This window comes from Actinophytocola glycyrrhizae (assembly GCF_042653545.1).
GTDB lineage: Bacteria > Actinomycetota > Actinomycetes > Mycobacteriales > Pseudonocardiaceae > Actinophytocola > Actinophytocola glycyrrhizae.
The window spans coordinates 98,848-112,877 of the sequence record NZ_JBHSIS010000022.1; the positions used below are offsets into that span (position 1 = coordinate 98,848).

The 14,030-nt window shown below is 70.7% G+C and carries 9 protein-coding genes; 3 read left to right on the forward strand and 6 right to left on the reverse strand.

Annotated elements, in window-relative coordinates; translation table 11 throughout:
• Nucleotides 1-259 precede the first annotated feature (259 nt).
• The 4 genes from ACFPCV_RS31485 to ACFPCV_RS31500 form a co-directional block, all read right to left on the reverse strand.
• Nucleotides 260-1,288, reverse strand: coding sequence for a family 2 encapsulin nanocompartment cargo protein polyprenyl transferase (locus ACFPCV_RS31485; RefSeq protein WP_378060219.1), 1,029 nt, complete (start codon nucleotides 1,286-1,288; stop codon nucleotides 260-262).
• A gap of 1 nt (nucleotide 1,289) precedes the next feature.
• A complete protein-coding gene (locus ACFPCV_RS31490; protein ID WP_378060221.1) occupies nucleotides 1,290-2,681 on the reverse strand; it encodes a family 2B encapsulin nanocompartment shell protein in 1,392 nt (463 codons plus the stop codon).
• 3 nt (nucleotides 2,682-2,684) lie between these two features.
• A complete protein-coding gene (locus ACFPCV_RS31495; protein ID WP_378060223.1) occupies nucleotides 2,685-4,106 on the reverse strand; it encodes a family 2B encapsulin nanocompartment shell protein in 1,422 nt (473 codons plus the stop codon).
• A gap of 392 nt (nucleotides 4,107-4,498) precedes the next feature.
• Nucleotides 4,499-5,479 (reverse strand): aldo/keto reductase, encoded by a 981-nt coding sequence (locus ACFPCV_RS31500; protein WP_378060225.1) that lies wholly within the window; start codon nucleotides 5,477-5,479, stop codon nucleotides 4,499-4,501.
• Nucleotides 5,480-5,552: 73 nt separating this feature from the next.
• Here ACFPCV_RS31500 and ACFPCV_RS31505 point away from each other — a divergent pair, with 73 nt between their 5' ends.
• The 3 genes from ACFPCV_RS31505 to ACFPCV_RS31515 all read left to right on the forward strand — a co-directional run bounded on the left by ACFPCV_RS31505 (nucleotide 5,553) and on the right by ACFPCV_RS31515 (nucleotide 10,096).
• The gene (locus ACFPCV_RS31505) at nucleotides 5,553-6,434 is read left to right on the forward strand and encodes a LysR family transcriptional regulator (RefSeq protein ID WP_378060227.1); all 882 of its coding nucleotides are present in this window, start codon (nucleotides 5,553-5,555) and stop codon (nucleotides 6,432-6,434) included.
• A 72-nt stretch (nucleotides 6,435-6,506) separates the two neighbouring features.
• Nucleotides 6,507-7,376 (forward strand): NAD-dependent epimerase/dehydratase family protein, encoded by an 870-nt coding sequence (locus ACFPCV_RS31510; RefSeq protein WP_378060229.1) that lies wholly within the window; start codon nucleotides 6,507-6,509, stop codon nucleotides 7,374-7,376.
• Entirely contained in the window at nucleotides 7,373-10,096 is a 2,724-nt protein-coding gene (locus ACFPCV_RS31515) for a glycoside hydrolase family 2 TIM barrel-domain containing protein (protein ID WP_378060231.1), read from the forward strand. Before ACFPCV_RS31510 ends, ACFPCV_RS31515 begins: the two co-directional genes overlap by 4 nt.
• A 103-nt stretch (nucleotides 10,097-10,199) precedes the next feature.
• On the opposite strand, the gene ACFPCV_RS31520 is transcribed toward ACFPCV_RS31515, so the two are convergent.
• On the reverse strand, nucleotides 10,200-11,393 hold the full coding sequence (locus tag ACFPCV_RS31520) for a lectin (RefSeq protein ID WP_378061155.1): 1,194 nt from the start codon (nucleotides 11,391-11,393) through the stop codon (nucleotides 10,200-10,202).
• Nucleotides 11,394-11,621: 228 nt separating this feature from the next.
• On the reverse strand, nucleotides 11,622-13,982 hold the full coding sequence (locus ACFPCV_RS31525; RefSeq protein ID WP_378060233.1) for an alkaline phosphatase D family protein: 2,361 nt from the start codon (nucleotides 13,980-13,982) through the stop codon (nucleotides 11,622-11,624).
• Nucleotides 13,983-14,030: the final 48 nt, after the last annotated feature.

Here is a 14,030-nt window from a genome sequence, read left to right on the forward strand (position 1 = left end):
AGTCCATGAGTAACCCCCGCAAACCCCCACCCAACCCCGCGAGTCCCCGTTTCGGACCCCGCGAGTCCCCGCTTCGGAACCCGCGAGTTCCCCGTTCGGGACTGAAGAGTTCCTGTTTCGCGTCCATCCGGAACGGAGACTCCCGGGTCCGGAACCGGGGACTCGCAGGTTCTGAACGGGAGACTCGCGGGTTCTGAACGCGGGACTCGCGGGTTCTGAACGGGGGACTCGCGAGGGTTGGTGGGGGGTGGGTTGGGGGTTAGTGGGTTCTGTGGGTCAGGTGGTGGGCCAGGTCGGTCAGTTCGGTGGCGGACGGGGTTGGTGGCAGGTGGGCCAGGTGGGCAAGTGCCCGGGCCATCAGGTCGTCGGCCTGTTCCTGGCTCCACGCGCGGCCGCCTGCGCGGTCGACGAGGTTCGCGGCGGTGCGCAGCTCCTCGTCCGTGGGCGGTTCGCCGCCCGCGTACATGGCCGCCAGCTCGCGTGCCTCCGGTGTGCCCGAGGTCAGCGCGTACACCACCGGGAGCGACTTCTTGCGGTTGCGCAGGTCGGAGTACACCGGTTTGCCGGTGGTCCGTTCGTCGCCCCAGATGCCGAGCAGGTCGTCCACGTGCTGGAACGCGAGGCCGACGTGCTCGCCGAACGTCCGCAGGCGCCCGACCTGCTCCTGCGACCCGCCGCCGAACGTGGCGCCGAGCGCGCACGCGGCACCCATCAGCGCCGCCGTCTTGCCCTGGGCCATGTGCTGGCACTCCGCCAGGTCCACAGCGGACCGCTGCTCGAACTCCATGTCCGCGCACTGGCCGTCCACCAGCTCCTGCACGGCCGCGCTCAGCATCCGCATGCCGGGCCCGGCCGCCGGGTGCGCGCTCGCCGCCAGCGCGTCCAGCGCCAGCGTCAGCAACGCGTCCCCCGCGAGGATGGCGGCACCGATGCCGAACAGGCTCCACGCCGTCGGGCGGTGCCGCCTGGTCAGGTCGCCGTCCATCACGTCGTCGTGCAGCAGTGAGAAGTTGTGCACCAGCTCGACCGCGACCCCGGCGGGCACGGCCTCCTTCGGTGACCCGCCGACCAGCGCGGCGCACAGCAGCGTGAGCGTCGGCCGCACGGCCTTGCCACTGCTCGCCGAGGTCCGCCCGCCGTGCTGGTCCCACCACCCGAGGTGGTACCCGGCGATGCGGCGCATCGAGGCCGGCAGCGTGTCGACCGCCGACCGCAGGGCCGGGTCCACCAGCTCCCGGCTCCACGCGAGCGTCTGCTCGGTGTCGTTCACCCGCTCCGGTGCGACCATGTCAGCGCCCCAGCTCCACGTTCTCCAGCACGCCGAGCGCGTCGGGCACCAGCACGGCTGCCGAGAAGTACACGCTCACCAGGTACGACAGGATCGCCTTGTCGTCGATGCCCATGAACCGCACGTTCATGCTCGGCGCCACCTCGTCGTCGATGTTCACCGTGTGCAGCCCGATGACGCCCTGGTCCTCGACGCCGGTGCGCAGCACGATGATCGACGAGACGTCGCCCTCGGTGATCGGGATCTTGTCGCACGGCAGGATCGGCACCCCGCGCCACGTCTGCACGGTCGTGCCCTCGAGCTGCGCGGTCGCCGGGTAGAGCCCGCGTTTCGTGCACTCGCGGCGGAACGCGGCGATGGCCCTCGGGTGCGCGAGGAAGAACTTCGACTTGCGACGCCGCGACAGCAGTTCGTCGAGGTCGTCCGGCGTCGGCGGCCCGGACCGGGTGAAGATCCGCTGCGACAGGTCCGCGTTGTGCAGCAGCCCGTACGACTGGTTGTTGACCAGCTCGTGCTCCTGCCGTTCGCGCAGGGCCTCCATGGTCAGCCGCAGCTGTTCCTCGGTCTGGTTCATCGGGTCGTTGTAGAGGTCGGCGACCCTCGTGTGGACCCGCAGCAGCGTCTGCGCGACGTCCAGTTCGTACTCGCGGGGCGACATCTCGTAGTCGGCGAACGTGCCGGGCAGCGCCGCCTCGCCGATGTGCCCCGACGACAGCTCGATCGCCGCCTCACCGGCCCGGTTCTGCGCCTTCCCCGGCTGGGCGAGCGCCGCGCGGATGTGCTCGCGCAGCGCGTCGGACTGGCCGTTCATCTGCTGGAACGACTGGCCGGGCAGGACCAGCACCGTGCACGGTGTGATCGTCCTGACGCTGAACGACCACTGCTCCTGCCTGCCGCTGAGTACCTCGCTGCCGAAGTGGTCACCGTCCGCGAGGACGGTGACCACCTGGTCGGCGCCGAACTGACCGGGTGCGAGCTTGTCCGCCTTGCCGTGCGCCAGCAGGAAGAGCTCCTCGCGTGGCTGCCCGGCGCGGACGATCACCTCGTTCGGCCCGTACTCCCGCTGCTCGAACCGGTTCGCGAGCGCACCGAGCGCGCCCTCGTCGGCGAAGTCGCGCAGCAGTGGCAGCTCCCGCAGCTCGGCCGGCACGACGCGGACCGCGGTGCCCTCGCTGACGAACGAGAGCCTGCCGTCGCCGACCGCGTAGGAGAGCCTGCGGTTGACCCGGTACGTGCCGCCCGCGATGTCCACCCACGGCAGCATCTTCAGCAGCCACCGGGTGGTGATGCCGCGCATCTGCGGCTTGGACTTGGTCGTGGTGGTGAGGTTGCGCGCCGCCTCCGTCGAGAGGCTGCGCCGCACGGTGGCCTGTATCTCCACTGTGGTGGTCACGGCTCAGCCTTCCCGCCCCAGCTCGACGTTCTCGAGGACACCGAGTGCGTCTGGCACCAGCACCGCGCACGAGTAGTACGCGCTGACGAGGTAGGACATGATCGCCTGCTCGTTGATGTTCATGAACCGCACCGACAGGCTCGGCTGGTACTCGTCGGGGATACCGGTCTGGTGCAGGCCGATGACGCCCTGCTGTTCCTCGCCGGCGCGCATGAGGATGACCGAGCTGGTGCGGTGCTCGGACACGGCGATCTTGTTGCACGGGAAGATCGGGACGCCACGCCACGCGGGCACCCGGTTGCCGTTGACGTCGATGGCGTCCGGGTAGATGCCGCGGCGGCTGCACTCCCGGCCGAACGCGGCGATCGTGCGTGGGTGCGCGAGGAAGAAGCCGGGGTTCTTCCACACGGTCGCGAGCAGCTCGTCGAAGTCGTCCGGCGTCGGCGGGCCGGAGCGGGTGTGGATGCGCTGCGAGAGGTCCGCGTTGTGCAGCAACCCGAAGTCCAGGTTGTTGATCATCTCGTGTTCCTGGCGCTCGCGCAGCGCCTCGATGGTCAGGCGCAGCTGCTGCTCGACCTGGTCCATCGGCTCGTTGTAGAGGTCGGAGACGCGGGTGTGGACCCGCAGCACGGTCTGTGCCACCGACAGCTCGTACTCCCTCGGCGCCAGTTCGTAGTCCACGAACGTGCCGGGCAGCTCCGCCTCGCCGACGTGCCCGGACGACAGCTCGATCGCGGCCTCGCCGTGCGGGTTCTGCGCGGCGGCCTTGCCGGACTGGAACGCCGCGACCTGCTCCCGCAGCGATTCCGACCGGTCGAGCAGCTCGTCGAACGCGCGCTGCGGCAACGTCAGCACGGAGCAGGCGGTGTCGGCCTTGACGCTGTATTCCCACATGCTCTGCGGGTCGACCAGCGACTCGTCGCCGAAGTGGTCGCCGTTGGCGAGCGTGTCCAGAACCGTCTCGTCGCCGTACCTGCCGGGCCCGACCTTCGTCACCTTGCCGTGGGCGATGAGGAACGCCTCGTTCGACTCGTGCCCGAATTCCACGATGGTGTCACCGGCGGCGAATTCCCGCTGTTCGAACCCGGTGGCGAGCGCGGCGAGCACGTCGGTGTCGGCGTAGCCGCGGAACAACGGCAGTTCGCCGAGTTCCGCCGGGATGACCCGGATTTCCCCGCCCTCGCTCGTGAACGTCACCCGGCCGTCGCCGACCGCGTAGGACAGGCGCCGGTTGACCCGGTAGGTGCCGCCGGAAACCTGCACCCACGGCAGCATCTTCAGCAGCCACCGCGACGAGACGCCCTGCATCTGGGGAACGGACTTCTTCGTCGTGGCGAGGTTCCGTGCCGCGGTCGTCGCCAGGCTCTGCCGCGGCCGCTCACCGTCCGCGCCGATACCGGGCGCCACCGGTTCCGTCACCGTCACAACGCACACCACCAATCACAGAAATGTTCTGGGCAAGACAATTACCGTAGTCGGAAATTACGTGAAACAATCTCGACGACCCGAAGCTAGCACCGGCGGCAAAAGTGGCGCAGTCGCCCGAGAGAGTGAGTTCCAAAGAGGTCAGAAAATCCCTGACGCGTCACTCTAGTCAGTGGTAACGGCCAGGTTTCCTGTTCGCTGCGTGATGCTGTGTCGGCCGAACGGGCGGGAGGCGACAGCGAACGTGTCAGTGCTGCCTCGTGGTGCCCACAGGTGACGGCGCGGCCGCCACCGCAATGGCCTAGTCGGTGCCTACCGTGGGTTTGATCCCGGCACGGCGAACGGCACGGCTGACGGACTTACCGTCAGCCGTGCCGCTTTCTGTGGTGGTATCAGCCGTCGAGAAGGGTGCGTTGTTCGTCCGTGAGCTTGATGTCGAGTGCGCCGAGCGCGGTGTCCAACTGGTCCGGTGTGCGGGGGCCCACGAGAGTGATCGGGGCCGGGTCGGTCTGGTGCAGCAGCCACGCCAGCACGAGCTGGTTCGGGGTGACGCCGAGGTCACCCGCCATTGTGGTCAGTCGCGCGAGGCGCGCTTCGGCGTCGGGGCCCGCGTAGTCGCCCATCGCCGGGTGACCGTCGCGTTTGGCCGGGTCGTCGTAGATGCCCTTGAGGATGGGGGAGTAGGCGACCAGGGAGACGGACGGGTTCGCGCGGAGGTGGTCGAGCTGCTCGTCGTCCACGATGGACAGGTATCGCGCGCCGGGAGCCGGCCGCAGGTAGGAGTGCTGCTGCTGCAACGCGACCGGCGCCTGCCAGCCGTGCCGGTCGCAGAGGCCGAGGATGCGTTCCAGCCGCCAGGTCCGGACGTTGGACCAGCCGATGTGGCGGACCTTGCCTGCCTGGACGAGCCCGGTCAGTGCGGCCAGGGTCTCCTCCAGCGGGGTGGCGCGGTCGTCGACGTGCACGTAGTAGAGGTCGACGTGGTCGGTGCCGAGCCTGGTGAGGCTGTCGTCGAGTGCCTTCCTGAGCGTGTCCGCCCCCGCTCCCGCGTAGTCCGGCCGTTCCGGCCGCCCCCGGTAGCGGTCCGGGTCGGACACCCACGCGCTGCCCTTGGTGGACAGGAAGACCCGGTCCCGGTTGCCGCGGGCGGCCAGCCAGCGGCCGAGCACGGTCTCGCTCTCGCCGCCGGTGTTGCCGGGTGCGGGCCACCACGCGTAGCAGTCCGCGGTGTCCACGAAGGAGCCGCCGCTGTCGAGGTAGCGGTCGAGCATCCTGAACGCGGTCTGTTCGTCGGTGCGGGTGCCCATCAGCATCGCGCCGAGCGAGAGCTTGCTGACCTGCTCGCCGGTGCGGCCCAGTTCTGTTGTCTGCACGCTGTCCGACACTAGGTTCGGCCCGTTGGATACGTCCAATGCGAATGTTGGCTGGTTCTGATACGTGTATCGCATGGAACTGCGGCAGGTGCGGGCCTTCATGGCGGTCGTCGACGAGGGACACGTCGGCCGGGCGGCGCAGCGGCTGCACGTCACGCAGCCGACGCTGTCCCGGCAGGTGGCGGCGCTGGAGCGGGCGGTGGGGGTGCCGCTGTTCGACCGGAGCGGCCGGGCGCTGTCGCTGACCCCGGCGGGTGAGGTGTTCGCGGCCGGGGCACGTGACCTGGTGCGGAGGGCGGACGACGTGGTGTCGGGGGCGCGGCGTGCGCACCGGGGCGAGCTGGGGGTGCTGCGGATCGGGTTCGTGCAGTCGGCGACGTTCGAGGCGCTGCCGAGGATGGTCCGGGACTTCCGGGCGGCGTGGCCGTCGGTCCGCGTCGAGGTGACGGCCATGACGACGTTGGTCCAGGTGGCGGCGTTGGCGGACGACGCACTCGACGTCGGCCTGCTGCGGCCGCCGGTGGTGGGGCCCGAGTTGGAGCTGCGGACGTTGTCGCGCGATCCGCTGCTGGTCGCGTTGCCGGGCGGGCACCGGCTGGCCGAGCGGGAGCGGGTGGCGCTCGCCGACCTGGCCACCGAGTCCTTTGTGCTCTACGGACGCGAGTCGGGGCCCGCCGTGCACGACACGATCGTCGGGTTCTGCCGCGAGGCCGGGTTCAGCCCGCGGATCGTGCAGGAGGCGGTGGACGTGCAGACGATCGTCGCCCTGGTGGCCGGCGGGCTGGGGGTTTCGTTGTTGATCTCGCCGGTGCCGGGGGCCGGTGGCTCGGTGGTGTTCCGGCCGTTGGTGGAGGAGCTGCCGCCGTGGGAGATGGCGTTGGCCTGGTCCAGGCGGAACCGGTCCCCGGTGCTGACACGGTTGCTGGAGACGGTGCCGGTGGACGTGGTGCCCTGAAAGGCGCGTTCAGGGCGCCCAACGCCCTGAACGCGCCTTTCAGGGCAGGGCGTGCGGTTATGCTTGCCCTCGATGAGTCATGTACCGAGCCGGGTTCTGGTCACCGGGGCGGCCGGCCGGCTCGGCGGTGCGGTGCTGCGGGACCTCGCGGCACACGGCACTTCCGTCATCGGTCTCGACCGTACCGATCCGGGTACCGCGGACACCTTCTTCACCGGCAGTGCCGGTGACGTCGACTTGGTCGCCAGGGCAGTGGCCGGGGCCGACGCCGTCATCCACCTCGCCGCCATTCCCGACCCCACCCTCGGCACGCCGGCGGAGGTCTTCGTCGGGAACGTGGCCGCCACCTTCGTCGTGCTCGACCAGGCCGCGCGGGCCGGGGTGTCGAGGGCGGTGATCGCCAGCAGCCTGTCGATCACCGGGTTGCCGTTCGCGCCGCGGCCCGCCGCGCCGGACTACGTGCCGATCGACGAGGCCATGCCCCTGCAGGTCGCCGACCCCTACGCGCTGTCCAAACAGGCCGACGAGGCCACCGCGCGGATGGTCGCGCGGCGGGACGGGATGGGCGTCGTCGCGTTGCGGTTCCCGAAGCTCGGGACGCCCGGCTTCCTCGCGGACTACGCACGGGAGTACCGCGAAGAGCCCGGTGCCGGTGCGCACGAGGTGTGGAGCTACCTCGACCTGCGGGACGCGGCCGTCGCGTGCAGGCTCGGGCTCACCGCGCCGGTCACCGGGGTCCATCCGCTGTACCTCGCCGCGCCGGAGACGCTGTCGCCGTACCCGACCGGGGAACTCCTCGCCCGCTACCTGCCCGACGTGCCGCGCCGCGCGCCGCTGCCCGGCCGCGCCGTGCCGATCGACACCTCGGCCGCCGCCGCGCTGCTCGGGTTCACGCCGCGGCACCTCTTCGACATCACGCCCGCCGAACTGGGAGCACCGTGAGCTACTACGACGACTTCGTTCCACACCAGGGCCTTCGCCCGCCCCGAGCCCACCTGGACACCGACGCGCCCCGGCTCGTGCTCGACGGTGACTGGCGGTTCCGGCTGTCCCCGGTCGCGGACCTCCCGGCGGACTTCGTGGCGCCGGACTTCGACGACAGCGGCTGGGACACGCTCGCCGTCCCGTGCCACTGGCCACTGCGCGGGTACGGGAATCCCTGGTACACCAACGTGGTCTACCCGTTCCCGGTCGACCCGCCGCACCCGCCGGAGGACAACCCGACCGGTGACCACCGCGTCGCGTTCGACCTGCCGGACGACTGGGCCGGGCGCCGGGTCGTGCTGCGGTTCGACGGCGTCGAGTCGTGCGCGAAGGTGTGGCTCAACGGCGCGGAGCTGGGGTTCTTCACCGGTTCGCGGCTGCGGGCCGAGTTCGACGTCACCCCGAGGCCCGGCCGGAACGTGCTGGCCGTGCGGGTGCACCAGTGGTCGGCCGCGAGCTACCTCGAGGACCAGGACCAGTGGTGGCTGCCCGGCATCTTCCGGTCCGTGACCCTGGAAGCACGCGGTGACCTCGACGACGTGTTCGTGCACGCGTCCTACCGGGACGGTCGGGGCACCTTGCGGGTCGACACGTCCGTGCCCGCGACCGTGTCCGTGCCGGAGCTGGGCATCGAGGTGGCCTCGGGGGTGGCGGCCACCGTCGCGGTCCAACCGTGGAGTGCCGAGCGGCCGCGGCTCTACGACGCGACCGTCGCCACGGACAGCGAGACCGTCCGGCTGCGGATCGGGTTCCGCACGGTGTCCATCGAGGACGGTGTGCTGCTGGTCAACGGCGAGCCGTTGGCGTTGCGCGGGGTGAACCGGCACGAGTTCCACCCCGACCACGGCCGCGCGGTGCCCTACGAGACGATGCGCGAGGACGTGCTGCTCATGAAGCGGCACAACATCAACGCGGTGCGCACCAGTCACTACCCGCCGCACCCCGCGTTCCTCGACCTGTGCGACGAGCTGGGCCTGTGGGTGATCGACGAGTGCGACCTGGAGACGCACGGGTTCTTCTTCACCGGCTGGGAACGCAACCCCTCGGACGTGCCGGAATGGCGGGAGTCCTATCTGGACCGGATGCGCCGCACGGTCGAGCGGGACAAGAACCACCCCAGCATCGTGCTGTGGTCGCTCGGCAACGAGAGCCACACCGGTGCGAACCTCGCCGCGATGACCGGGTGGGTGCGCGACCGCGACCCGTCGCGGCCGGTGCACTACGAGGGCGACGCCGACTGCGCCTACGTCGACGTGTACAGCCGGATGTACGCCACCCACGCCGAGGTCGCCGAGATCGGGCAGGAGCCGGGGATCCCGTTCCTGCAGTGCGAGTACGCGCACGCCATGGGCAACGGGCCGGGCGGGCTCGCCGAGTACGTCGCGTTGTTCGACCGGTACCCGAGGATCGCGGGCGGGTTCGTGTGGGAGTGGATCGACCACGGGCTGCGGCACCCGTCGCTGGAGTACGCGTACGGCGGCGACTACGGCGAACCCCTGCACGACGGCAACTTCGTGATCGACGGCCTGCTGTTCCCGGACCGCACGCCGTCACCGGGGCTGCTCGACGTCAAGAAGGTCTACGAGCCGGTCCGCGTCACCGTCGCGGACGGCCGGGTCACGGTCGAGGAACTGCGGCCGGTACCACCGCTGCGGTTCGAGTGGTCGGCGGGCGACCTGTCGGGTGAGCTGGACCTGTCGTCGGGCTCGGCGCCGTTGCCGGAGCTGCCATCGTTCGCCGGGGAGACGTGGCTGACCGTGCGCGCGGTGCTGGCGCAGGACCAGCCGTGGGCGGCAGCCGGGCACGAGATCACCTGGGCGCAGCACCAGGTCGCGGCCGCGGTGGCGCCGGTGGTCGGTGGCGGTGACCGTCCACAGCGGACCGGGTCCGGGTTCTCACTCGGGCCGGGGGAGTTCGACCGCACCGGTCGCCTGCGTGCGTTCGGCGGGCTGCCCGTCGGCGCGCCGCACCTGGCGCTGTGGCGCGCGCCGACCGACAACGACCGCGGCGAGAACGCGCACCTCGACCAGACCTGGCACGCACTCGGCCTGCACCGGCTCACGCACCGGCTCGACGGGGTCGAGGCGGGCGAGACGCTGGTGGTGCGGGAGCGGACCGCGGCGGCGGCGCTCGCGCGCGGGGCGCTGGTGACCTACGAGTGGGCGAGCGCCGGTGCCGGGCTCGCGCTGACCGTGTCGGTCGAACCCGACGGTGAGTGGCCGGAACCGATCGCGAGACTGGCGGTCGCGATGCCGCTGCCCGCGTCGATCGAGCACGTGACGTGGTTCGGCCGCGGCCCCGGTGAGGCGTACCCGGACACCGGCAGCGCGACCCTCGTCGGCCGCTGGGAATCCACAGTGGACGGTATGCAGACGCCGTACGTGCGGCCGCAGGAGAACGGCAGGCGCGCGGACGTGCGCTGGGCGGAGCTGACCGGCCCCGATGGCGGTCTGCGGATCGCGGGCGACTTCGGGTTCACCGTCCGCCGCTGGACCGACGCCGACCTGGCCGCCGCGAGACACCGCAACGAACTCAGAGCGGGTGCCGCCGTGTGGCTGACGATCGACGTAGGACAGCAGGGCATCGGCACCGCTTCGTGTGGTCCCGGCGCGCTGCCCGAGCACGTGCTCACACTGCGGAAGACAGCGTTCACGGTCGTGTGCACACCGTTGTCGTGACCGGTCTCTCCAGGCAGGCCCCGGCGGCGTAGGTCCCGGGCATGGGACCGGCGAGGGCGTCACCATTGCCGGAGCGACGCCCTCGCCGGGGATCGGGGAACCGTCAGCCGACGGTCCACTTCTGGTTGGCGCGGCCGGAGCAGCCCCAGATCTGCAACCTCGTGCCGTTGGCCGAGGTGTTGCCCTCGGCGTCGAGGCACTTGTTCGCCGCGATGTTCACGATGTCGTTCGCGCCGGAGACCGTCCACCGTTGCGCGCCGGTGCCGTTGCAGTCCCAGAGCTGGACCTTCGCACCGTCCGCCGTGGACCCGCCGGACACGTCGAGGCACTTGCCCAGCGCGCGGATCGAGCCGTCCGAGTTCACCGTCCACCGCTGCGCGGCGGTGCCGTTGCAGTCGTACAGCTGCACCGGGGTGCCGTTCGCGGTGCCGGCGCCCGCCACGTCGACGCACTTGCCGCCGATGCCGGTGATCTGCCCACCGGTGCCGCCGCCCGTCGAGTCGTTGGTGACGCGCACGTAGTCGATCGTGAGCGTGTTCGGGAACGGCGTGCTGCCGTCCGGGTCACCCGGCCAGTAGCCGCCGACCGCCAGGTTCAGGATCATGAAGAACGGCTTGTCGAACACCCACTGGCGGCCGCCGAGGTCGGCCGGGGTCCTGGTCTGGTAGGTGTTCCCGTCCACCTTCCACACGATCCGGTTCGGTGACCACTCGACGCGGAAGGTGTGGAAGCCGTCCGCGAACGGGCTGCCGATCGAGTAGCCAGCGCCGATGCCGCCGGAGCCGGAGTAGCCCGGTCCGTGCAGCGTGCCGTGCACGGTGTTGGGTTCGAACCCGACGTTCTCCATGATGTCGATCTCGCCGCTCTGCGGCCAGCCGACGTCGCCGATGTCGTTGCCCAGCATCCAGAACGCGGGCCACATGCCCTGCCCGCGGGACATCTTGATGCGGGCCTCGAACGTGCCGTAGGTCTGGGTGAACTTGCCTGCCGTGTTGAGCCGGGCGGAGGTGTACTCGCACCGCCCGTACCAGCACTGGTAGTTGCCGGGGTTCTCGCGCCGCGCGGTGATCACCAGGTTTCCCTGGCCGTCGTGCGCGGCGTTGCTGGTGCTGTTCGTGTAGTACTGCCGCTCGTGGTTGTTGACGTTGTCGCCGGTCTCCATGGTCCATTTGGAGCCGTCCACCGGCGTGCCGGCCGGTGCGTTGAACTCGTCGGCGAACGTCGTGGCCGTTGTGCCGACGTCTGCCGTGGGGGTCACTTCCTGGTTGGCCGCTGCCGGGCTCGCCACGGCTGCCATCGTGGAGAGCGCTGCTGCTGCCACGGTCGCGAGAACCGTGCCGAAACGGGGTCGTCGAGAGGGTCGCGTGGACATCTTCGTCACCGCCGACGGTCGTTTGTTTGTTGTCTTTGACAACAAAGCGTGCCATGGTCCAGACCAGCCAGACAAGAGGTCGACGGCATTTTCTGTAACCGGTTCCGGCCAGCTCAGCGGCACGCGGCGTTGCCGGGCACGACCTGGTGACGCTCACAGGGTGGTCAGCGGGGTCCACGGGTCGGCGGTGGTGGTGGGGAGGGCGACGACACGGCGGGTCAGGGTCCACTCGCCGCCGGCCGGGATCGTCACCTCGTGCCTGCTCTGAATCCAGTTGCCGTTGCCGTACGCCGTGAAGCCGGTGTTCGCGTAGACCAGCGCGTATGTCTGCGCGTCGCTGCCGGTCATGCCGATCCACCTGCCCGTCGGCACGTAGGCGGCCGGGCTGCCGTACGGCGTCGCGATCGTGCCGTGGCCTGCCACGCCACTGCGCTGGCCCGGGCCGTCGTGATCGATCGCGTCACCGAGCCACCACGTGCCCGTCGCGCCGGGGTTGGTGAACACGCTGGTCGCGGTGATCCACGGCTCGCCAGCCGCGACCTCGTAGGTGGTGACGACGTCGAGCCCGCTGCCTGCCGCGCGCACGATCACGGCCGTGCCCTCGACGTCCACGGTGGACGTCAGTACCAGACCTCGTTGCCACGCCTCCGTTCCGGTGGGCACGGTCGGGGACACGTACGGCAGGTGCAGCCAGTCCAGCTGGTCCAGCCTGCCGACGGCGGCGAGGTCCACCGGCTTGCCCCGGGTCGCGCCGGGCAGCTGCGGGTCCTCGAACCCGTTCGCCACGGCCATGGCGACCAGCTCGTTGCCGAGCACGACGTCGGCGGCGCCCGCCTCCGCGTACGGGCCGGGCACCCGGCGGCCGGTGCCCGCGTACGGCGCGGTCACCCTGCTGAGTACGAAGTCCTGCTGCTGCCCGGAGCTGACCTCGCGGCGCACCGACTCGTAGCCGGTCGCGTGCACGTCGACGGTGTGCTTGCCCGACGGCACGAACGCTAGGTACGCGCCGGTCGCGTCCGTCCACACGTGAACGCCGCCGACCGCCACCTCCGCGTTCGCCAGCGGTCCGTCCGCTGTGGACACCCGGCCGGAGATGCCGTCCCCGCCCGCGACCTGCCGCGCGCCCGCGACACCGTCGCGCACCTCGAACACTGCGAGCGTGCGGACGTCCTGCCCGACCACCACCCGCAGCGTCGACTGCCAGCGGTCGCGGGTCACGTCGCACACGACGTACCCGCGATAGGTGCCGTTGTACAGCTTGACGTGCGGGTTCGCGGGCAGCCCCTGCCGCACGGCCGCGTCCCAGCCGATGCCCGACGAGATCGACGTGCCCGCGAACTCGGACGCGACCACCGGCGACGCCGGGTCGTCGAAGTCCGCGAGGATGTCGTTGACCCAGTGGGAGTGCCAGTCACCGGCCAGCACCACCGGGTTTCGTGGGCGGTGGCGGACGATCGCGTCGAGGATTCGCCGGCGTGCCGCCGGATAGCCGTCCCACTGGTCGAGGTTGTAGGAGCGGCCCGGCCCGAGGTCGTAGTCGAAGCGGGCGAGGATCGTCTGCTGGGCGAGCACGTTCCACCGCGCCCTGGACCGGCGGAGCCCTTCCAGCAGCCAGGTTTCCTGCTCCGGGCCGATCATCGTGCGGGCCGGATCGAACACGTCCTCGCACGGCGGGATGTTCATGCCGTCACCGCAGGCCTGCGCGTCGCGGTACTGGCGGGTGTCGAGCACGGAGAACTCGGCGAGCCTGCCCCAGCGGAAGCGGCGGTGGACCGGCCAGTCCCCGCGCACGGGTGCGGTGCGCATCGGCAGGTGTTCGTAGTACGCCTGGAAGGCGTTGGCGCGGCGCTCCGCGAAGGGACGGCCATCAGGGCTCGGTTTGTGGTCGTCCGCCCAGTTGTTGAGGACCTCGTGGTCGTCCCAGGTGGTGAAGAAGGGGAAGCGGGCGTGGACGTCGCGCAGGTCGGGGGAGGACTTGTAGAGCGCGTGGAGGCGCCGGAACTCGGCGAGCGAACCGTCGGCGGTCTCGTAGATGTAGTCGCCGAGGTGCACCACGAAGTCGAGGTCCTGCCGCGCCATGTCGCGGTAGGCGGGGTACGGGCCGCCCGCCCACGCCTGGCAGGACGCGAACGCGAACCGCAGGTGCCGCGTGTCGGCGCCGGGTGCGGGGAGCGTGCGGGTGCGGCCGACGCGGCTGGTGACGCCGCCGGTACCGAACCGGTAGTAGTACCAACGGTCCGGCGCGAGCCCGTGGACGATCACGTGCACCGCACTGGGGTCGGCGGTGGTCTCGCCCTGCCGTACCACGCGGCGGAACGCCTCGTCGTGGGCGACCTCCCAGCGGACGGTCGCGGGGCCGGGTACGTGGGTCCAGAGCACGACACTGTCGTGCGCCGGGTCACCGGAGGCGACACCGAGGGGGAATGGGTCAGGATCGGCGGACGCCACACCACCTATGGTGGCGGCTGTCACACCGGAAAGTACGAGAAAGTGTCGACGGTCCAGGAGGTTCATGCGCACCGCCTCGCTCGGGGTTTCCCGAGCGAAGCAGCGCGTCGTGAC